Here is a 19,331-nt window from a genome sequence, read left to right as displayed (position 1 = left end):
GGTTTCTGTCAGGCCGAGAGGCTGCCATGCTTGTCGGTCGCTGTTTACGCGGGCCCTGGAGCGGCCTTGCCGAGGCGTCGGACCGGTCGGAAAGGGCCGCAGAGCGGCCCCGGCAATATCGGCTGCGTAGTTCAAACCCTGGGGCCGCTGCGCAGCCCTTTCCGACCGGTCCGACGCCTCGGCAAGGCCGCTCCCACAGGGTTGCGTATAGCCGGTCAGGCGGCGCTGGCTTTGCGTTGCGCCACTTTCGGCTGCAGCAGGGCAAACAGGTCCTTCGGGTTCTCCAACTGCGGCACCAGCGCGATGTCGCGCCCGATGTCCAGCGCCCTGGCCACATCCAGCACATAGCGCAGCGCCGAGTAGTCCTCCAGGGCGAAGCCGACCGAGTCGAACAGCGTTACCTGCGCGGCGTTCTCGCGCCCGGCGGCGATCCCCTCGACCACCTGCCAGAACTCGGTGGTCGGCGAGTCCGCTGGCATCTGCTGGATCTCGCCCTCGATCCGGCTCTGCGGTTCGTACTCGACGATCACCCGCGCCCGCTCGACGATGTCGCGGTGCAGCTCGGTCTTGCCCGGGCAGTCGCCGCCCACGGCATTGAGGTGCATGCCCGGCTCGATTATCTGCGGGGTGAGGATGGTGGCGTAGGCCTTGTCGGCGGTGACCGTGGTGACGATGTCGGCGCCGCGCACCGCCTCGGCCACGCTGTCGGCGATGATCAGTTTCAGTTGCGGGAAACCGGCCAGGTTGGCCGCGAGTTTCGCCGAGGCCTTGTGGTCGATGTCGAACAGGCGGATTTCCTCGATGCCGAGCAAGGCATGGAAGGCGATGGCCTGGAACTCGCTCTGCGAGCCGTTGCCGATCAGCGCCATGCGCTTGCTGTCCGGACGCGCCAGGTAGCGGGCGGCCAGGGCCGAGGTGGCGGCGGTGCGGATGGCGGTGGTCAGGGTCATCTCGCTGAGCAGCACCGGCGCGCCGGTGTCGACATCGCCCAGGGCGCCGAAGGCCATGACCGTCAGCAGGCCGTCATGGGTGTTCTTCGGGTGGCCGTTGACGTACTTGAAGGCGTACAGGTTGGCGTCGGATACCGGCATCAGCTCGATCACCCCGTCCGCCGAGTGGTTGGCCAGGCGCGGGCATTTCTCGAAGTCATGCCAGCGCAGGTAGTCCTGGCGGATGTACTCGGCCATCTCGGCCAGGCAGGTGGGCAATCCCTTGCGGTTGACCAGGTGGGCGAGGTCGTGCACGTCGATGTAGCGGGTCATGATGATTTTCCTTGTCGAGTCAGTGGCGCGAGGGCAGGTGGACTTCGGCGAGCATGCAGCGCGCGCTGCCGCCGCCGATGCGTTCGATATGGTCGATGTTCACCACCAGTGGATGGCTGTGCCGCTCGACCTGGCGGCGCTGGGCGGCGTCGAGCGCATTCCAGGCGCTGCGAGACATCACCAGCAGGGAGCGGCCGTCACGGTCGTGGACTTCGAGCATGTTGCCGGCGAAGTTCTCCAGCTGGTCGAAGTTCAGCGCCAGCACCTGCTTGCCGGTATCGCGCAGCGAATGCTCCAGGGCACGGCGTTCATCGTGGTGGGGCAGGGCGTCGAGGCAGGCCACGGCGAGCTGGCGGCCGACGTTCATCATTACGTTGCTGTGGTAGATCGGCGCCTGGTGGCGGTCCACGGCGTGGAACAGGCACAGGCGATAGTCCAGGCGCTCGGCGAACTGGCGCAGGGCGTGTTCGTGGGTGCGCCCGGAGTGACAGGCGTAGCTGATGCGGTGTTCGCGGTCCAGGACCATGCTGCCGGTACCCTCGAGGAACAGATTCTGCTGTTCCAGCGGGCTCAGGTCGATGGTGCGCTGGATGGCGAAGCGCTCCCGCAGCACGCCCAGCACGCCCTTGCTGCGCTCCAGGCGGCGGTTCTCGCCCTCCATCGGGTACAGCACCAGGCTACCGTCGGCGTGGCTGCTCCACCAGTTGTTGGGGAAGATCGAGTCGGGGGTGTGAGGTTCAGGGGTGTCCTGCACCACCAGCACATCGACGCCATGCTGGCGCAGGGTGTCGACGTAGCCGTCGAATTCTTCCAGGGCCTTTTCGCTGGCGGCCTGAGGGTCCGACGGCGCCTGCTGGAAGCGGTTGTTGGCGGCGGTGTCGGGGTTGAAGGCGAACCGCGCCGGGCGAATCATGAGGACGGTATTTGTTGTTTGCATTGGGCACGCATCCACGGGTGGGCTGTGTGACCATTGTCAGGGGGATCGCGAGGCAATCCCGGCTGAAGCGTGAGAGGTGGGCAGCCGGTCCAGCTGAAATGGATGGGTTGCCAGCCGAATCGGCTGCGGTTCCGTGGAGACGGGCATTCAAACGAAAACGGCGCCTCGAGAGGCGCCGTTGCGTCATTGCCGGAACAACCTACTTGTGCAGCTCTTCAGCCGCATACAGGGTGTTCTCCAGCAGGCAGGCGCGGGTCATCGGGCCTACGCCGCCCGGCACCGGGGTGATCCAGCCGGCGCGGGGCAGGGCGGTCTCGTAGACCACGTCGCCGACCAGCTTGCCGTCGTCCTGGCGGTTGATGCCGACGTCGATGACGATGGCGCCTTCCTTGACCCATTCACCCTTGACCAGGCCCGGCTTGCCGGCGGCGACCACCACCAGGTCGGCGCGGCCGACGTGGCCGGCCAGGTCCTTGGTGAAGCGGTGGCAGACGGTGACGGTGCAGCCGGCCAGCAGCAGCTCCATGGCCATTGGCCGGCCGACGATGTTGGATGCGCCGACGATCACCGCGTTCATGCCGTACAGGTCCTGGCCGGTGCTCTCCAGCAAGGTCATGATGCCCTTCGGCGTGCACGGGCGCAGCAGCGGGATGCGCTGGGCCAGACGGCCGATGTTGTAGGGGTGGAAACCGTCCACGTCCTTGTCCGGGCGGATGCGCTCGAGCAGCAGGGAGGCGTCCAGGTGCTCGGGCAGCGGCAGCTGCAGCAGGATACCGTCGACGGCCGGGTCATCGTTGAGGCGATCGATCAGGTCGGTCAGGGCTTGCTGCGTGGTCTCGCTGGGCAGGTCGAATGCCTGGGAGATGAAACCGACCTCTTCACAGTCCTTGCGCTTGTGCGAGACATAGACTTGGGAGGCCGGGTCGGTACCGACCAGGATCACCGCCAGGCCAGGCGTGCGCAGGCCCTGCTGGCGGCGCTCGGCGACACGTTGGGCGATCTGCTGGCGCAGGTTGGCGGCGATCGCCTTGCCATCGATTAGGTGTGCAGTCATAGACGCGTGATTAACCATCGAGAAGGGAACATATATAAGAAGCGCGTATTCTCGCACGACACGGCCCAAGGGCAAAGGCGAGTGGTCGGGCAAATCCCCTAACCCCTTCAATAATTTAAATTTTTTTGCGAAAGGTGTTGACGACCTCCAGGGTCGCCTATAAGATTCGCCGCACTTGTCGGGCACTGCCTGGCACGGGTTGGCAAAGTCGGGCAGAATAAGCGGTTAGTTTGTTCGGCTGGACTGTAAGCTTAAGCGCCCGTAGCTCAGCTGGATAGAGCATCCGCCTTCTAAGCGGATGGTCGCAGGTTCGAGTCCTGCCGGGTGCGCCATTAAGGCCTGGGCAAGTAAGTAGTACCGCAATATGGTGGGCGTAGCTCAGTTGGTAGAGCGCCGGATTGTGATTCCGGTTGTCGTGGGTTCGATTCCCATCGTCCACCCCAGATTCTGCAGGGGCGCCTCGATTGAATGATCCGGCGCCTTTGTTTTTGAGTTTCATGCGGACGTGGTGAAATTGGTAGACACACTGGATTTAGGTTCCAGCGGCGCAAGCTGTAAGAGTTCGAGTCTCTTCGTCCGCACCATGTTTCTGTAAGGCTGTACCGCAACACTGCATTATGGTGGGCGTAGCTCAGTTGGTAGAGCGCCGGATTGTGATTCCGGTTGTCGTGGGTTCGATTCCCATCGTCCACCCCATATTTGAAGAAGGCGCCCGCATCGGATGATCGGGCGCCTTTTTCGTTTCTGCCGTACGGGCCTCGTGGCTACTGGTGGCGGAGCAATAAAAGCTGATAGATTTCAGCCGGTTGAAGGGCTGGCCGAGATGCCGGCAGAGGAATAGCGCAGATGATTGCAAAAGAAGCGCGCCAGGCCCTGGCGCTGCAACGTTTCGCCGAGGCCAATCCGCAACTGCTCGAGGAGATCCGCGAGCTGGATGCCCGCGAGCAGGCCCAGCAGATCGAGTGGGCGTTCGAGGATGCGGCGCAGGAGCAGGGCGTCGAGCCCTGGGAGTATGCCTTGCAACTGATCGCCGAGTCGCCGGAACAACTGCAGGCCATGCGCCTGGAGACTCATCGCGAGGTGGCCGAGGCGCTGGGCATGGCCTGGGAAGAATACTGCCAGTTCAACGACCTCGATCCGCAGTAAGCCGGACGATCTTTCTGGCTGTTGTTTGTTTGACAAGGTTTTACAACCGCGCGGGCCACAAGGGCCTGCGCGGCCGTGAATGAAACAGGCTCGACGCCAAGGCGGGCGGGCCTTTCAAGGAAATCGACCGGCGCGGCTCGCCGACAATCCGGGTGGGGTGACTTCTGCTTGATGAGTCACTAGAATGTTTGCCCTTGATTCTGGAGTCGGGCTATCGCCGGCTAACGTCTGTGCAACGAGGAATATCCATGCAAGTTTCTGTTGAAAACACTTCCGCTCTCGAGCGCCGCATGACCATCGCCGTTCCGGCCGAGCGCGTCGAGAACGAAGTCAACAAGCGTCTGCAGCAGACTGCCAAGCGCGCCAAGGTTGCCGGCTTCCGTCCGGGCAAGGTGCCGATGAGCGTGATCCGCCAGCGTTTCGAAGCCGATGCCCGTCAAGAGGCTTTCGGTGACCTGGTCCAGGCTTCCTTCTACGAAGCCATTGTCGAGCAGAAGCTGAACCCGGCTGGCGCCCCTGCCGTAGAGCCGAAATCGTTCGAGAAAGGCAAGGACCTCGAGTTCGTCGCCATCTTCGAAGTCTTCCCTGAATTCACCGTTGCCGGTTTCGAGTCGATCGCCGTCGAGCGCCTGAGCGCCGAAGTGGCTGACGCCGACCTGGACAACATGCTGGAAGTCCTGCGCAAGCAGAACACCCGTTTCGAGGCCGTCGAGCGCGCTGCTGCCAACGATGACCAGGTCAACATCGATTTCGTTGGCAAGATCGACGGCGAAGCCTTCGCCGGCGGTTCGGCCAAGGGCACCCAGCTGGTGCTGGGTTCCGGCCGCATGATCCCGGGCTTCGAAGAAGGCCTGGTTGGCGCCAAGGCCGGTGAAGAGCGCGTGGTCAGCGTGACCTTCCCAGAGGACTACCAGAACCTGGATCTGGCCGGCAAGGCCGCCGAGTTCACCATCACTGTCAACAGCGTTTCCGCCCCTGTGCTGCCTGAGCTGAACGAAGCCTTCTTCGCCCAGTTCGGCATCAAGGAATCGACCCTGGAAGGTTTCCGCGCCGAAGTTCGCAAGAACATGGAGCGTGAACTGCGCCAGGCCATCAAGGCCAAGGTCAAGAACCAGGTCATGGACGGTCTGCTGGCCGCCAACCCGGTCGACGTGCCTAAGGCCCTGCTGGAAAACGAAGTCAATCGTCTGCGCGTGCAGGCCGTCCAGCAGTTCGGTGGCAACATCAAGCCTGACCAACTGCCAGCCGAACTGTTCGAAGAGCAAGCCAAGCGCCGTGTCGTGCTGGGCCTGATCGTCGCCGAAGTGGTCAAGCAGTTCGACCTGAAGCCGGACGAAGCCAAGGTTCGCGAAGTCATCGAAGAGATGGCCTCGGCCTACCAGGAGCCTGAGCAGGTCATCGCCTGGTACTACAAGAACGACCAGCAACTGAACGAAGTCCGTTCGGTTGTGCTGGAAGAGCAAGTTGTAGATACTGTCCTGCAGAAAGCGACTGTGACTGACAAATCGGTCTCGTACGAAGAAGCCGTCAAGCCAGCACAGGCTGCTGCCGACGCTGAGTAACAGGCTACTCTCGTAGGAAACCCCCACAAGCCAGCCTTCGCGCTGGCTTGTGCGTATTCAAGCCATGACTATTTGGGAGTGAGTGCAGGACATGTCCCGCAATTCTTATATTCAGCAGAGCTCTGACATCCAGGCCGCAGGCGGCCTGGTCCCGATGGTTATCGAGCAGTCCGCCCGTGGCGAACGCGCCTACGACATCTATTCGCGCCTCCTGAAGGAGCGCGTGATCTTCCTGGTTGGCCCCGTAGAAGACTACATGGCCAACCTGGTGGTGGCGCAGCTGCTGTTCCTTGAGGCGGAAAACCCGGACAAGGATATCCATCTCTATATCAACTCCCCGGGCGGCTCGGTAACTGCCGGCATGTCGATCTACGACACCATGCAGTTCATCAAGCCGGATGTCTCGACCATCTGCATCGGCCAGGCCTGCAGCATGGGTGCTTTCCTGCTCGCGGCCGGTGCCGCCGGCAAGCGCCACTGCCTGCCCAACTCGCGCGTAATGATTCACCAGCCGTTGGGCGGCTTCCAGGGCCAGGCGACCGACATCGAGATCCACGCCCAGGAAATCCTCAACATCAAGGCGCGCCTGAACGAGTTGCTGGCCCATCACACCGGTCAGGACCTCGAGACCATCAAGCGCGACACCGAGCGCGATAACTTCATGAGCGCCGCGCGCGCGGCCGAGTACGGCCTGATCGACTCGGTCTACGACAAGCGGCAACTGGCATCCTGAAGCAATGCGCCAGAGCGTTCGGGCGCGGATTGCGCCCGAGCGCGGACTTGAAAAAGCCAGCGATTGCCTTCATCTTGTGTTTCAAGCCTACCGGATTGGATCGATCGAATGACTGACACCCGTAACGGCGAGGACAACGGCAAATTGCTCTACTGCTCCTTCTGCGGCAAAAGCCAGCATGAAGTGCGTAAATTGATTGCCGGCCCCTCGGTATTTATCTGCGACGAGTGCGTCGACCTGTGCAATGACATCATCCGTGAGGAGGTGCAGGAAGCCCAGGCCGAGAGCAACGCGCACAAGTTACCCTCGCCGAAAGAAATCAGCGGCATCCTGGACCAGTACGTGATTGGTCAGGAGCGCGCGAAAAAGGTCCTGGCAGTAGCGGTGTATAACCACTACAAGCGCCTGAACCAGCGTGACAAGAAAGGCGACGAAGTCGAACTGGGCAAAAGCAACATTCTGCTGATCGGGCCGACCGGCTCGGGCAAGACGCTGCTCGCCGAGACGCTCGCGCGCCTGTTGAACGTGCCGTTCACCATTGCCGACGCCACCACCCTGACTGAAGCTGGTTATGTCGGTGAGGACGTCGAGAACATCATTCAGAAGCTGCTGCAGAAGTGCGACTACGATGTGGAAAAGGCCCAGATGGGCATTGTCTACATCGACGAGATCGACAAGATCTCGCGCAAGTCGGACAACCCGTCCATCACCCGTGACGTTTCGGGCGAGGGCGTGCAGCAGGCGCTGCTGAAGCTGATCGAAGGCACCGTGGCCTCCGTGCCGCCGCAAGGGGGCCGCAAGCACCCGCAACAGGAGTTCCTGCAGGTCGATACCCGCAATATCCTGTTCATCTGCGGAGGCGCCTTCTCGGGCCTGGAAAAGGTCATCCAGAACCGCTCGACCAAAGGCGGCATCGGCTTCAGTGCCGAAGTACGCAGCAAGGAAGAGGGCAAGAAGGTCGGTGAGTCGCTGCGTGAGGTCGAGCCGGACGATCTGGTCAAGTTCGGCCTGATTCCGGAGTTCGTCGGCCGCCTGCCGGTGCTCGCGACCCTGGACGAGCTGGACGAGGCTGCGCTGATGCAGATCCTCACCGAGCCGAAGAACGCGCTGACCAAACAGTACGCCAAGTTGTTCGAGATGGAAGACGTCGACCTCGAGTTCCGCAGCGATGCACTCAAGGCCGTCGCGCGCAAGGCACTGGAGCGCAAAACCGGCGCCCGTGGCCTGCGTTCGATCCTCGAAGGCGTGCTGCTCGACACCATGTACGAGATCCCTTCGCAGAAGGATGTCAGCAAGGTGGTGATCGACGAAAGCGTCATCGAAGGCTCGTCGCAGCCGCTGCTCATCTACGAGAACAGCGAGCCGCAGGCCAAGGCCGCCCCCGACGCCTGATCGGGCAAGGGGCAGCACGCACGAAGGGGCCTTTTTGGCCCCTTTTTGCATTTCATGGCCTGGGCGCTTGTAATTTGCCAGGCCTGCCCCCACATTAGCCCCAAGCACCATTTCCAACGGTTTCCGGCCACCAAGGCCGCTGTAGAGGCGAAATCATGAAGACCACCCTCGACTTGCCTCTTTTGCCATTGCGCGACGTCGTCGTCTATCCGCACATGGTCATCCCACTGTTCGTGGGGCGTGAGAAGTCCATCGAAGCCCTCGAGGCGGCGATGACGGGCGAGAAGCAGATCCTCCTGCTGGCCCAGAAGAATCCGGCTGACGATGATCCGGGCGAAGACGCCCTGTATCGCGTCGGCACCGTCGCCACCGTGCTGCAACTGCTCAAACTGCCCGATGGCACCGTCAAGGTGCTGGTCGAGGGTGAACAGCGCGGCGCCGTGGAACGTTTCAACGAAGTCGACGGCCATATCCGCGCCGAAGTCAGCCTGATCGACGAAACCGAGACCGCCGAGCGCGAGTCCGAAGTGTTCGTGCGGACCTTGCTGTCGCAGTTCGAGCAGTACGTGCAGTTGGGCAAGAAGGTCCCGGCCGAAGTGCTGTCCTCGCTCAACAGCATCGAGGAGCCAGGCCGCCTGGTCGACACCATGGCTGCGCACATGGCGCTGAAGATCGAGCAGAAGCAGGAGATCCTCGAGATCGTCGACCTGCAGGCCCGCGTGGAACACGTGCTGGCGCTGCTGGACGCCGAGATCGACCTGCTGCAGGTCGAGAAGCGTATCCGTGGCCGGGTGAAGAAGCAGATGGAGCGCAGCCAGCGCGAGTACTACCTGAATGAGCAGATGAAGGCCATTCAGAAAGAGCTCGGCGATGGCGACGAAGGCCACAACGAAGTCGAGGAACTGAAAAAGCGCATCGACGCCGCCGGCCTGCCGAAAGACGCCCTGGCCAAGGCCCAGGCCGAGCTGAACAAGCTCAAGCAGATGTCGCCGATGTCGGCCGAGGCCACCGTGGTGCGTTCGTACCTCGACTGGCTGGTACAGGTGCCGTGGAAGGCCCAGAGCAAGGTACGCCTGGATTTGGCCAAGGCCGAAGAGATCCTCGATGCCGACCATTATGGCCTGGAAGAGGTCAAGGAGCGCATTCTCGAGTACCTCGCCGTACAGAAACGCGTCAAGAAAATCCGCGGTCCGGTGCTGTGCCTGGTCGGTCCGCCCGGCGTGGGCAAGACCTCGCTGGCCGAATCGATCGCCGCCGCCACCAACCGCAAGTTCGTGCGCATGGCCCTGGGCGGCGTGCGTGACGAGGCCGAGATCCGTGGCCACCGCCGCACCTACATCGGCTCGATGCCCGGTCGTCTGATTCAGAAAATGACCAAGGTCGGTGTACGTAATCCGCTGTTCCTGCTCGACGAAATCGACAAGATGGGTAGCGACATGCGCGGCGATCCGGCCTCGGCGTTGCTGGAAGTGCTTGACCCCGAGCAGAACCACAACTTCAACGATCACTACCTGGAAGTCGACTACGACCTCTCGGATGTGATGTTCCTGTGCACCTCGAACTCGATGAACATCCCGCCGGCGCTGCTCGACCGCATGGAAGTCATCCGCTTGCCGGGTTACACCGAGGACGAGAAGATCAACATCGCGGTCAAGTACCTGGTGCCCAAGCAGGTCAAGGCCAACGGCCTGAAGAAGGACGAGCTGGAGGTCGAGGTATCGGCCATCCGCGACATCATTCGTTACTACACCCGCGAAGCTGGCGTGCGTGGCCTGGAGCGCCAGATCGCCAAGGTTTGCCGCAAGGTGGTCAAGGAGCACACCGGGGCCAAACAGGTGAAGGTGAAGGTCAGCGGCGAGCAGCTCGAGCAACTGCTGGGCGTGCGCAAGTTCCGTTATGGCCTGGCCGAGCAGCAGGACCAGATCGGCCAGGTCACCGGTCTTGCCTGGACCCAGGTGGGCGGTGAACTGCTGACCATCGAGGCCGTGGTGATCCCGGGCAAGGGCCAACTGATCAAGACCGGCTCGCTCGGCGACGTCATGGTCGAGTCGATCACCGCCGCGCAGACGGTGGTGCGCAGCCGCGCCAAGAGTCTGGGAATCGCTGCAGATTTCCACGAGAAGCGCGACGTTCACATCCATATGCCCGAAGGCGCCACGCCCAAGGACGGCCCGAGTGCCGGTATCGGCATGTGTACCGCGCTGGTGTCGGCCCTGACCCAGATCCCGGTGCGCGCCGATGTGGCGATGACCGGTGAGATCACTCTGCGCGGCCAAGTCCTGGCCATCGGTGGCCTCAAGGAAAAACTGCTGGCGGCACACCGCGGTGGGATCAAGACGGTGATCATTCCCGAGGAGAATGTTCGCGACTTGAAGGAGATTCCGGAAAATATCAAACAGGATCTTCAGATCAAACCGGTCAAATGGATTGACGAAGTCCTCCAAATTGCGCTGCAATACGCCCCGGAGCCCTTGCCAGATGTGGCTCCGGAGATTGTCGCGAAAGATGAGAAGCGCGACGGCGATGCTAAGGAAAGAATCAGCACGCACTAGTACGTATTTCGCTGGGGGGCGTTGGTTGACAGTATTTTCCGGCCCTTGCTATAAAACGGCACGCCAGTGTCAACAGGCCACCCAGCGCTCGTTTCATAAGCTTTTCATTACATACTTAGAAACAAACTCAATAGAGAAATAAGGGGACTTAGAGTGAACAAGTCGGAACTGATTGACGCTATCGCCGCATCTGCTGACATCCCGAAAGCTGTAGCCGGCCGTGCGCTGGACGCAGTCATCGAATCCGTCACCGGCGCCCTGAAGCAAGGTGACGATGTGGTACTGGTAGGTTTCGGTACCTTCTCGGTCAAGGAGCGCGCCGAGCGCACCGGCCGTAACCCGCAAACCGGCAAGGCGATCAAGATCGCTGCCGCCAAGGTTCCAGGCTTCAAGGCTGGCAAGGGCCTGAAAGACGCCGTCAACTAAGTCGTCTTTCAGCCGGCCCGGGCATCGTCAGGGCCGACCGCGTGCCGGCGGGTCGCAAACGTTCCCGCTGGCACGCTCGCTTCGAAAAGGCGCATCCACTGGATGCGCCTTTCTTCTATCAGGATTCTACCCACGCTCCGCGGTTGTCGACGCAGTGGTACAGCCGTTTCTGGGGGACGCATGCTGCAGAATATCAGGGACAATTCACAAGGTTGGATTGCCAAGACCATCATCGGCCTTATCGTCGTGTTGATGGCGTTGACCGGCTTCGAGGCCATTTTCCAGGCCGCCAGCCATAGCCAGGACGCCGCCAAGGTGAACGGCCAGACCATCAGCCAGAACGAGCTGAGTCAGGCCGTGGACATGCAGCGCCGCCAGCTGATGCAACAGCTGGGCAAGGATTTCGACCCTGCGCTGCTGGACGAGAAGATGCTGCGCGAAGCCGCGCTCAAGGGGCTGATCGATCGCAAGCTGCTGTTGCAGGGTGCCGAAGACGCCAAGTTCGCTTTTTCCGAGGCCGCGCTGGATCAGCTGATCCTGCAGACGCCTGAGTTCCAGGTCGATGGCAAGTTCAGCGCCGAGCGCTTTGACTCGGTCATCCGCCAGATGGGTTACGGCCGCATGCAGTTCCGCGAGATGCTCGCCCAGGAAATGCTGATCGGCCAGCTGCGCACCGGCCTTGCCGGTAGCAGCTTCGTCACCGACAAGCAGGTCGAGGCCTTCGCCCGCCTCGAGAAGCAGACCCGTGATTTCGCTTCGCAGACCTTCAAGGCCGACCCGGCCGCAGTCAAGGTGAGCGATGAGGAGGTCAAGGCGCACTACGACCAGCACGCCAAGGAATTCATGACCCCGGACCAGGTGGTCATCGACTACCTTGAGCTGAAGAAGTCGGCTTTCTTTGACCAGGTCAAGGTCGATGACGGCGAGCTCAAGGCCCTGTATGAGAAGGAGATCGCCAACCTTGGCGAGCAGCGCCATGCCGCGCACATCCTGATCGAGGTCAACGACAAGACCGACGATGCCAAGGCCAAGGCCCGTATCGAAGAGATACAGCAGCGCCTGGACAAGGGTGAGGACTTCGCCAAGCTGGCCAAGGAATTCTCCCAGGACCCGGGTTCGGCCAATACCGGTGGCGACCTCGGCTTCGCCGGCCCCGGCGTGTACGACCCGGCCTTCGAGGACGCGCTGTACAAGCTGAACAAGGACCAGGTGTCCGCACCCGTGCGCACCGAGTTCGGCTACCACCTGATCAAGCTGTTGGGTGTGCAGGCGCCGGACGTGCCGAGCTTCGCCAGCCTGAAGGACAAGCTGACCCACGAGCTGAAGACCCAGCAGGTGGAGCAGCGCTTCGTCGAGGCCACCAAGCAGCTCGAGGATACCGCCTTCGAAGCCTCCGACCTGGCCCAGCCGGCCCAGGACCTGGGCCTGAAGGTACACACCTCGGCAGCCTTCGGTCGCGAGGGTGGTGAAGGCATCACCGCCAACCGTGCGGTGATCCAGGCCGCGTTCAGCGAGCAGGTGCTGGAAGAGGGCGCCAACAGCAACGCCATCGAGCTGGATCCGGAGACCGTGGTGGTACTGCGCGTCAAGGAGCATCGCAAGCCTGAGCAACTGCCGCTGGAGGCCGTGGCCAAGAACATCAGCCAGCACCTGGCCAAGGAGAAGGCGATTGCCGAGCTCAAGACCAAGGCTGACAAGCTGATCGCCGGCCTGCGCGAGGGTTCGACCAAGGCCGAAGGTCAGGGTTGGAAGGTCCACGAAGCGGTCACCCGTGGCCAGGACGGTATCGACCCGGCCGAGCTGCAGGCGGTGTTCCGTCTCGGCAAGCCTGCGTCCAAGGACAAGCCGGTCTACGGCAGCGTGGTCCTGGGCGACGGCAGCCTGGTGGTCCTGCAGCTCAAGGGCGTCAACGAGGGCGCCGCCGCCACCGACGAAGAGAAGGCGCAGATCCGTCGCTACCTCGCGTCGCGTGCCGGTTCGCAGGACTTCGCGGCCTATCGCAAGCTGCTTGAGGGCAGTGCCGACATCACGCGCTACTGAGTGGCGCGCTGATCACGAAACAGGCCGCGTATGCGGCCTGTTTCGTTTCCGATGATCAAGACCTTCGCATATCTCCCTCAGGGACTGCACGCGGCCTGAAGAGAGACCTATCGCTGAACCCCCTCATGATTGTCCAGCGTATCCCGGGCAATCTCCCGCCCCAGGGCGATCAGCTCCGGTGCCTTGTAGAACTCGAAGAACCGGCACACGCGCTTGGGCACGTTGATCAGCACATCCGGCGGATAGCCGGCGATCTTGTATTGCGCCAGTGACGTCTGCATCACCTCGAAACTCTGGTTGATCAGGTCGAGCAGGGAGGCAGGGCCGACGTTGTCGACGATGAACGACCCGGTGGCCGACTTCGGCGCTCCCTCGCTCTGCGGCGCAGCCGCCGGCTGCTGGCCCTCGGGGGCGGCGCTGTCCGCGAGCCACGGATTGGGACTGGCCAGTCCCTCGGCAGTGATTTCCTGCTCCAGGCGAATCAGTTGTTCGGCCGGCTTGCGGCGAAACGGCAGGCGCGAGCCGAGCGAACTGATCAAGGCATCGAAGCGCATCTTGAACGCCGCCGGGCGCTCGATCACCGGCAGCTGGTACTGCTTCTGGTTGGTGGCGTTGAGGTTGACGGCGATGATCAGGTCGCAGTGGCTGGACACCACCGGCACGATCGGCAGCGGGTTGAGGATGCCGCCATCGACCAGCATGCGGTTGCCTTGCACCACGGGGGTGAACAGGCTGGGAATGGCCGCCGAGGCGCGCATGGCCTGGTGCAGGCAGCCCTCCTGGAACCAGATCTCCTGCTGGTTGGTGAGGTCGGTGGCGACCGCCGTGTAGGGGATGCGCAACTGCTCGATGTTGATCTCGCCGACGATCTTGCGGATCTGACCGAACACCTTGTCGCCGCGGATCGCTCCCAGGCGGAAGCTGACGTCCACCAGGCGCAGCACGTCGAGGTAGTCCAGGCTCTCGATCCAACTGCGGTATTCGTCGAGCTTGCCGGCGGCGTAGATGCCACCGATTACAGCGCCCATCGAGCAGCCGGCGATGCACCCGATTTCGTAGCCGCGCCGTTCGATTTCCTCGATCACGCCGATGTGCGCGTACCCTCGGGCGCCACCGGAGCCCAGCACCAATGCCACGCGTTTGCCCATGACTTTTCCCCCTGTGGCTGTGCCACCATGGTCCAACAATGCACCCATTGCCACCTGTGCTTCAATGTAGCCCGTGCTGGGCTACGCTGAGCAGGGCACTTTTCGTTTGCTTTGCCGTCGAACGGCCACCTTAGTTTTTCACCCTCGAGGTATTACCGATGAAAGCCTGGATCACCCTTCCTCTGATTGCCCTGGCCTTGGTCGGCTGCGCGGGCAAGACGGCCTATCGTGACAGTTGCGCGACCCAGCTCGATGCCGCCTGGAAGGAACTGGACCTGGCCAAGGCCGAAGGCTTTGCCGGTACCGTGAGTTATTCCAAGGCGCTGTCGCTGTTGACCGGCGCCAAGACCCAGCAGCAGTTCGAAGGCTTCGAAGGCTGTACCCACAAGGCCGAGAAGGCCCGTTTCTACATTCGTGAATCCCGCGCCGGGCGTTGACCGAGGAGCTGCCCATGTCCGCCATGCTCGATCATGTGGTCGGCCAGGTTCTGGCGCTGCAGGTCCGCCTGCTGGCCTGCCGCGAACGCCTGGCCGCCGACACCGACCGCGAGGCGTTGCACGACCTGCGCATCACCTTGCGGCGTCTGCGCAGCCTGCTGCGGCCGTTGCGTGGCTTGCCGGGCGTCGAACAGCTCGAGCAGGCGGCCGGGGCGCTGGGCACGCTGACCACGCCGCTGCGTGACCGCGAGGTGCTGGCGGCGCAACTGATCGGCCGTGGGCACGCGCAGGCAGGCCAGCGTCGCCAGGAGGGCAGGGCGCGCACCTATGCCAGTGTCGCGGCCAGTGCCCAGCTCAATCGCGTGCTGGCGATTCTCGATGCGTTCCCGATGTTCCTGCGTGCCGCCGGCCGTGAGGGGTTGGCGCAGAAGTTGGGGCAGCGCATCGACAAGCGCCTGCACAAGCAATGGCACAAGCTGCAGGTGGCCCTGTCGGACCCTGGCCACGACCGCCACCGCCTGCGCCTGCTGATCAAGCGGGTGCGCTATGGCGACCAGGCCTACCCGCAACTCGAACACGCCGGCAGCAAGCTGCAGCGCCTGCTCAAGTCGGCCCAGGGTGACCTGGGTGACTGGCACGACCGCGTACAGTGGTTGCTGCAGGTGCGCGAGCACAGCGACCTGCTCGGCTGCAAGGTGGCCTGGGAGCATGAGCTGCATGCTGCCGAGGCGCGTTCCGACCTCACCCTCGAAGCGCTGCAAAAGGCTCTGGCGCACCGTTAGTCCCGGCAAATGACCGATATGCGGGCTGTGGCTGGCGTGATCGCTGGTTACTATCGGTTCTTTTTTGCGCAGGAGCCCTGGCATATGAACTTCACAGAATTGCTGACTGCCGCCCGCACACACCCCGAGGCGATCAGCGTACCCGCCGGCTGGGCCCAGGGACGCGCGGTGTTCGGCGGCCTGATGGCGGCAATGGTGCACGAAGCGATGCGCCAGAAGCTGGGCGACGACCGCCCGGTGCGTTCGCTGGCCATCACCTTCGTCGGCCCGGCGGCGCCGGATATGCCAATCAGCCTGGAGGTGGAGGTGCTGCGCGAGGGCAAGGCGGTCAGCACCTTGCTGGGGCGCGCCGTGCAGGATGGCCAGGTAGTGACCCTGGTGCAGGGCAGCTTCGGTGCTGGTCGCCCTTCGGTGGTGGCGGTCGACGCGCCTGCCGCGATGCCGATGAAGCCGCTGCAGGAGGCGGCGCCGGAGTTGCCCTTTATCAAGGGCATTACACCGGCGTTCATGCAGCATGTGGCGTTTCGCTGGGCGGTCGGCGGCCTGCCGTTCAGTGGCAACGACTCGCGCCATATGGGGGGCTGGGTACGCCTGCGCGATGTCGCCGAGGAGCCGGTCGGGGTGGCGCACCTGCTGGCATTGGTCGATGCCTGGCCGCCCAGTCTGCTTCCCTATCTCAAGCAGCCTGCCGCCGGTAGCACGCTGACCTGGACCATCGAGTTCGTGCAGCCCACGCCGCAGCTGTCAACCCTCGACTGGTGCCGCTATGTGGTCGAGACCGAGTATGCCCGTGATGGCTATGGCCATGCGGCCGCGGCATTGTGGACGTCTGAAGGGGAGTTGCTGGCGTTGAGCCGGCAGACGGTGACTGTGTTCGCCTGAGCCAGCTTCATCAAGCCAATCGCCGGGCAAGCCCGCTCCCACGCCGGGTGATGTTTTCAGTCAGTGGCGGTGCTTGTGGCGCTCGCGCCAGGCCCGCCACCAGGCACCACTCAGCACGAAGCGCGGGAAGGTGATGAACTGCTCGGTGAGCAGGCGTTGTACGGCATCCTTGCGGTCGGTGAACGGCTCGGGTTGCTCGGCTTCCAGGCGGTGCCCCTGGCGTTGCAGGCCCAGCCCGGCCACCAGGGCGATGATACCCACGGCGATCTGCGACAGGTCCAGTCCAAACAGCCCCGACAACACCAGCAGCGCGCCCAGGATGAACAGCGGCACGGCGATCAGGTGCAGCACCAGATTGGCGGGGTGGCGATGGTTGTGGTGGTAGCCGCGCCATTGCCAGGCGGGCAGATTGGGCAGTCGTTTGCTCATGGACAGATCCTCTGGGGCTTGTCCAAAGCTTAGTGCGGCCCCCGGGCGGGGGCCAATCGAGGCTGGCTATGGTGGCCATAGCCGGCGCGGGTCACAGCTTGAGCTGGCCGATCGCCTTGTTCAGCTCGCCGGCGAGGGTCGCCAGCTCACTGCTGGTGGTGGCCGAGCCGACGGTCTGCTGCACGGTCTCCTCGGTCACGTCGCGGATACTGACCACGGCGCGGTTCATCTCCTCGGCCACCTGGCTCTGCTGCTCGGCGGCCACGGCGATCTGGGTGTTGCTTTCGCGCATCTGTGCCACGGCGCTGGTGATCTCGGCCAGGGCCTCGCCGGCCTCGCGGGCCTGCTTGACGCAATCGTCGGCCTTGAATGAGCTTTCCTGCATGAAATCCACCGCGTCGCGGGTGCCGGCCTGCAGGTCGGCGACCATGGTGGTGATCTCGTCGGTGGAGGTCTGCACGCGCTTGGCCAGGTTGCGCACCTCGTCGGCGACCACGGCAAAGCCCCGGCCCAGGTCACCGGCCCGGGCCGCCTCGATGGCGGCGTTGAGGGCGAGCAGGTTGGTCTGTTCGGCGATGCTGTGGATGACGCCGACCACGCCATTGATCTTCTGGCTGTCGTCGGCCAGTTGGCGGATCATCTCGGCGGTCTGCTGCACACCGCTGGAGAGCCCGGCAATCGAGTCCTGCACGCGGCTGACCACGGCCTGGCCGCTGCCGGCCAGGGTGTCGGCGGTCTGCGACAGGTCGCGGGTGGCGCCGGCATGCTGGGCGATATGGTGGACGGTGGCGGTCATTTCGTTGATGGCGGTGGCGGCCTGGTCGGTCTCGCTCTGCTGGCCGATCATGCCGTGGCGCACTTCATCCATGCTGCCGGCCAGGCGCGCGGCGCCGGAGTCCAGCTGCGCGGCGGTGCGCGCCACGGTGCTGACCACGCGGTGGTAGGTGGTCTGCATGGCGTTGAACGCGCCGGCCATCTGCCCGACTTCGTCGCCGCAGGCCAGGGGCACCCGGGCCGAGAGGTCGCCGGTCTTCTCCACATGCAGCATCACATCCTTGAGGGTGTTGAGCTGGCTGAGCAGGAAACGGATCAACAACTGTGAAGCGCAGAGCATCGCCAGCATCAGGATCAGCACGCACACGGCGTAGTTGCTGAAGCGATCGAAATAGACCTGGCGCAGGCTCGGCGACTGGGCGATTACCGCGAGCTGCTGGTCGCCCCGGCGCAGCACCTGGGCGCCACGCAGCGGATAGTCGCCGAGGATCCAGGCACCGGACAGTTCGACCCAGCCCTGGCCATCGCGCAGGGCCTCGAGGGGTTCGCCGGCGAACTGCGGCGTTTGCCCATTGCGCCAGGTGATCAGGTTGGCCTGGGTGGGCAGGGCCTGCCCGGCGGGCCATGCCGCCAGCAGTTCGGCCTGGGCCTGGGCTTGCGCCTGGGCGCCGGTGGCGCGGGCCTGTTGCTCCAGGTACACCGCGTAGAGCACCAGCAGCAGGGTGGTGACGAAGGCCACGGCATTGACGGCCCAAAACTTGTATTTGAGGGAAACGTTGCTAAGCCAGGCACCCATGGTAGGTCTTCTCTGAGTTGGCGGAAACATTATTGGCAAGGTGCCATCATTGTGCCCGCCAACGCCAGGGGCCTTGTTGATATGCGTCAAGAAACCTCAGGCAGACCAAAGAACGCGCGGGCGCAGGCGCTGGTGTGGGCGGCGGTGTGCGCTGCGGTTTCATGGCGATGCAGGGCCACCTCGCGCAGCACCTCGGGCAGGAAGGCCGGCTCGTTGCGGCCGTTCTTCGGCTTGGGCCGCAGGCTGCGGGGCAGCAGGTAGGGCGCATCGCTTTCGAGCATCAGGCGACCCTCGGGGATGTTGCCGACCAGGGGATGCAGGTGGGTGCCGCGGCGCTCGTCGCAGATCCAGCCGGTGATGCCGATGTGCAGGTCCTGGTCGAGGTAGGCGAACAGCGCCTGGCGCTCGCCGGTGAAGCAGTGCACCACGGCGGCGGGCAACTGGTCGCGGTAGTCCTTGAGGATTGCCAGCAGGCGCTCGCTGGCCTCACGCTCGTGGAGGAACACCGGCAGGCGCAGCTCGACCGCCAGCGCCAACTGCGCTTCCAGGGCCTTTTCCTGGGCCGGGCGTGGGGAGAAGTCGCGATTGAAGTCCAGGCCGCATTCGCCCACGGCCACCACCCGTGGCTGGGCGAGCAGTTCGCGCAGCTGGCGTTCGCTGCCGCTGTTCCAGTGGCTGGCGTCGTGAGGGTGCACGCCGGCGGTGCTGAACAGGCGCTGGCCGGCTTCGTCCAGGCGCAGGCACAGTTCCAGGGCCTCGGCGCTGACCTCCAGGCTGGTGCCGGTAAGGACCATCTGTGCCACGCCGGCCTCCACGGCGCGCTCGACGATGGCGGCCTGCTGGTCGTGGAAACTGCTGTTGGTCAGGTTGACGCCGATATCGATCAGTTGCATGGTGCTACCTCGTGCCGCGGGGGCGGCCAGCATAGCAAAAACCGGGATATCGAGAAAAAACCAAGAACTTCAAACGTTTGCCGTGG

Annotated in this window: 17 protein-coding genes and 4 tRNA genes; 14 read left to right on the top strand and 7 right to left on the bottom strand. The window is 63.6% G+C overall.

Annotated features, from left to right (window positions below; all coding sequences use genetic code 11):
- Positions 1-215 precede the first annotated feature (215 nt).
- From AC25MA_RS01100 to folD, 3 genes are all read right to left on the bottom strand, one after another.
- Positions 216-1,262 (bottom strand): ornithine cyclodeaminase, encoded by a 1,047-nt coding sequence (locus AC25MA_RS01100; protein ID WP_486971690.1) that lies wholly within the window; start codon positions 1,260-1,262, stop codon positions 216-218.
- Positions 1,263-1,281: 19 nt separating this feature from the next.
- Entirely contained in the window at positions 1,282-2,199 is a 918-nt protein-coding gene (gene ctlX / locus AC25MA_RS01095; protein ID WP_028692667.1) for a citrulline utilization hydrolase CtlX, read from the bottom strand.
- A 199-nt stretch (positions 2,200-2,398) separates the two neighbouring features.
- Positions 2,399-3,253 (bottom strand): bifunctional methylenetetrahydrofolate dehydrogenase/methenyltetrahydrofolate cyclohydrolase FolD, encoded by an 855-nt coding sequence (gene folD, locus AC25MA_RS01090; protein WP_028692666.1) that lies wholly within the window; start codon positions 3,251-3,253, stop codon positions 2,399-2,401.
- A gap of 255 nt (positions 3,254-3,508) precedes the next feature.
- Between folD and AC25MA_RS01085 the strand changes: the two genes are divergently transcribed.
- From AC25MA_RS01085 to AC25MA_RS01035, 11 genes are all read left to right on the top strand, one after another.
- Positions 3,509-3,585 (top strand) — tRNA-Arg (locus tag AC25MA_RS01085).
- 35 nt (positions 3,586-3,620) lie between these two features.
- Positions 3,621-3,696 (top strand) — tRNA-His (locus tag AC25MA_RS01080).
- Between the two features lie 56 nt (positions 3,697-3,752).
- Positions 3,753-3,837 (top strand) — tRNA-Leu (locus AC25MA_RS01075).
- A gap of 36 nt (positions 3,838-3,873) precedes the next feature.
- Positions 3,874-3,949: transfer RNA gene (locus AC25MA_RS01070), tRNA-His, on the top strand.
- 150 nt (positions 3,950-4,099) lie between these two features.
- Complete coding sequence (locus AC25MA_RS01065; RefSeq protein WP_028692638.1) at positions 4,100-4,399, top strand: DUF6388 family protein; 300 nt, start codon at positions 4,100-4,102, stop codon at positions 4,397-4,399.
- A 248-nt stretch (positions 4,400-4,647) separates the two neighbouring features.
- Positions 4,648-5,961, top strand: a complete 1,314-nt coding sequence (gene tig, locus AC25MA_RS01060) for a trigger factor (protein WP_028692637.1) — start codon at positions 4,648-4,650, stop codon at positions 5,959-5,961.
- 91 nt (positions 5,962-6,052) lie between these two features.
- Positions 6,053-6,694 (top strand): ATP-dependent Clp endopeptidase proteolytic subunit ClpP, encoded by a 642-nt coding sequence (gene clpP / locus AC25MA_RS01055; protein WP_043213484.1) that lies wholly within the window; start codon positions 6,053-6,055, stop codon positions 6,692-6,694.
- Between the two features lie 108 nt (positions 6,695-6,802).
- Positions 6,803-8,086, top strand: a complete 1,284-nt coding sequence (gene clpX / locus AC25MA_RS01050; RefSeq protein ID WP_028692635.1) for an ATP-dependent Clp protease ATP-binding subunit ClpX — start codon at positions 6,803-6,805, stop codon at positions 8,084-8,086.
- Between the two features lie 155 nt (positions 8,087-8,241).
- The gene (gene lon / locus AC25MA_RS01045) at positions 8,242-10,638 is read left to right on the top strand and encodes an endopeptidase La (protein ID WP_028692634.1); all 2,397 of its coding nucleotides are present in this window, start codon (positions 8,242-8,244) and stop codon (positions 10,636-10,638) included.
- 153 nt (positions 10,639-10,791) lie between these two features.
- Complete coding sequence (gene hupB / locus AC25MA_RS01040; RefSeq protein ID WP_011533117.1) at positions 10,792-11,064, top strand: nucleoid-associated protein HU-beta; 273 nt, start codon at positions 10,792-10,794, stop codon at positions 11,062-11,064.
- Positions 11,065-11,244: 180 nt separating this feature from the next.
- A complete protein-coding gene (locus AC25MA_RS01035; RefSeq protein WP_062359508.1) occupies positions 11,245-13,104 on the top strand; it encodes a SurA N-terminal domain-containing protein in 1,860 nt (619 codons plus the stop codon).
- A 107-nt stretch (positions 13,105-13,211) separates the two neighbouring features.
- Here AC25MA_RS01035 and AC25MA_RS01030 read toward each other — a convergent pair whose 3' ends face one another.
- Positions 13,212-14,252 carry a patatin-like phospholipase family protein gene (locus AC25MA_RS01030; protein WP_028692632.1) on the bottom strand — a complete coding sequence of 347 codons (1,041 nt, stop codon included), beginning with the start codon at positions 14,250-14,252 and terminating at the stop codon, positions 13,212-13,214.
- A 158-nt stretch (positions 14,253-14,410) separates the two neighbouring features.
- Between AC25MA_RS01030 and AC25MA_RS01025 the strand changes: the two genes are divergently transcribed.
- From AC25MA_RS01025 to AC25MA_RS01015, 3 genes are all read left to right on the top strand, one after another.
- Positions 14,411-14,689 carry a hypothetical protein gene (locus AC25MA_RS01025; RefSeq protein WP_028692631.1) on the top strand — a complete coding sequence of 93 codons (279 nt, stop codon included), beginning with the start codon at positions 14,411-14,413 and terminating at the stop codon, positions 14,687-14,689.
- Between the two features lie 14 nt (positions 14,690-14,703).
- A complete protein-coding gene (locus AC25MA_RS01020; RefSeq protein WP_207851492.1) occupies positions 14,704-15,471 on the top strand; it encodes a CHAD domain-containing protein in 768 nt (255 codons plus the stop codon).
- Positions 15,472-15,555: 84 nt separating this feature from the next.
- Positions 15,556-16,353, top strand: a complete 798-nt coding sequence (locus AC25MA_RS01015) for an acyl-CoA thioesterase (RefSeq protein WP_028692629.1) — start codon at positions 15,556-15,558, stop codon at positions 16,351-16,353.
- 60 nt (positions 16,354-16,413) lie between these two features.
- Here AC25MA_RS01015 and AC25MA_RS01010 read toward each other — a convergent pair whose 3' ends face one another.
- The 3 genes from AC25MA_RS01010 to AC25MA_RS01000 form a co-directional block, all read right to left on the bottom strand.
- Entirely contained in the window at positions 16,414-16,782 is a 369-nt protein-coding gene (locus AC25MA_RS01010; RefSeq protein ID WP_028692628.1) for an Mpo1-like protein, read from the bottom strand.
- A gap of 91 nt (positions 16,783-16,873) precedes the next feature.
- Positions 16,874-18,352 (bottom strand): methyl-accepting chemotaxis protein, encoded by a 1,479-nt coding sequence (locus AC25MA_RS01005; RefSeq protein WP_280092336.1) that lies wholly within the window; start codon positions 18,350-18,352, stop codon positions 16,874-16,876.
- Positions 18,353-18,438: 86 nt separating this feature from the next.
- Positions 18,439-19,245, bottom strand: a complete 807-nt coding sequence (locus AC25MA_RS01000; RefSeq protein ID WP_307942068.1) for a TatD family hydrolase — start codon at positions 19,243-19,245, stop codon at positions 18,439-18,441.
- Positions 19,246-19,331: the final 86 nt, after the last annotated feature.

This window comes from Pseudomonas sp. P65(2024), assembly GCF_057480955.1.
The sequence above is the reverse complement of the archived record's forward strand: the minus strand, read 5'-3'. Positions and strand labels throughout refer to the sequence as shown.

Excerpts from the sequence above, each read along its gene's own strand:
- AC25MA_RS01010 (WP_028692628.1), bottom strand. The coding sequence starts at position 16,782 with ATGAGCAAACGACTGCCCAATCTGCCCGCCTGGCAATGGCGCGGCTAC.
- AC25MA_RS01030 (WP_028692632.1), bottom strand. The coding sequence starts at position 14,252 with ATGGGCAAACGCGTGGCATTGGTGCTGGGCTCCGGTGGCGCCCGAGGG.
- AC25MA_RS01005 (WP_280092336.1), bottom strand. The coding sequence starts at position 18,352 with ATGGGTGCCTGGCTTAGCAACGTTTCCCTCAAATACAAGTTTTGGGCC.
- lon (WP_028692634.1), top strand. The coding sequence starts at position 8,242 with ATGAAGACCACCCTCGACTTGCCTCTTTTGCCATTGCGCGACGTCGTC.
- AC25MA_RS01065 (WP_028692638.1), top strand. The coding sequence starts at position 4,100 with ATGATTGCAAAAGAAGCGCGCCAGGCCCTGGCGCTGCAACGTTTCGCC.
- tig (WP_028692637.1), top strand. The coding sequence starts at position 4,648 with ATGCAAGTTTCTGTTGAAAACACTTCCGCTCTCGAGCGCCGCATGACC.
- AC25MA_RS01100 (WP_486971690.1), bottom strand. The coding sequence starts at position 1,262 with ATGACCCGCTACATCGACGTGCACGACCTCGCCCACCTGGTCAACCGC.
- AC25MA_RS01035 (WP_062359508.1), top strand. The coding sequence starts at position 11,245 with ATGCTGCAGAATATCAGGGACAATTCACAAGGTTGGATTGCCAAGACC.
- AC25MA_RS01015 (WP_028692629.1), top strand. The coding sequence starts at position 15,556 with ATGAACTTCACAGAATTGCTGACTGCCGCCCGCACACACCCCGAGGCG.
- clpX (WP_028692635.1), top strand. The coding sequence starts at position 6,803 with ATGACTGACACCCGTAACGGCGAGGACAACGGCAAATTGCTCTACTGC.
- AC25MA_RS01025 (WP_028692631.1), top strand. The coding sequence starts at position 14,411 with ATGAAAGCCTGGATCACCCTTCCTCTGATTGCCCTGGCCTTGGTCGGC.
- ctlX (WP_028692667.1), bottom strand. The coding sequence starts at position 2,199 with ATGCAAACAACAAATACCGTCCTCATGATTCGCCCGGCGCGGTTCGCC.
- folD (WP_028692666.1), bottom strand. The coding sequence starts at position 3,253 with ATGACTGCACACCTAATCGATGGCAAGGCGATCGCCGCCAACCTGCGC.
- AC25MA_RS01000 (WP_307942068.1), bottom strand. The coding sequence starts at position 19,245 with ATGCAACTGATCGATATCGGCGTCAACCTGACCAACAGCAGTTTCCAC.
- AC25MA_RS01020 (WP_207851492.1), top strand. The coding sequence starts at position 14,704 with ATGTCCGCCATGCTCGATCATGTGGTCGGCCAGGTTCTGGCGCTGCAG.
- clpP (WP_043213484.1), top strand. The coding sequence starts at position 6,053 with ATGTCCCGCAATTCTTATATTCAGCAGAGCTCTGACATCCAGGCCGCA.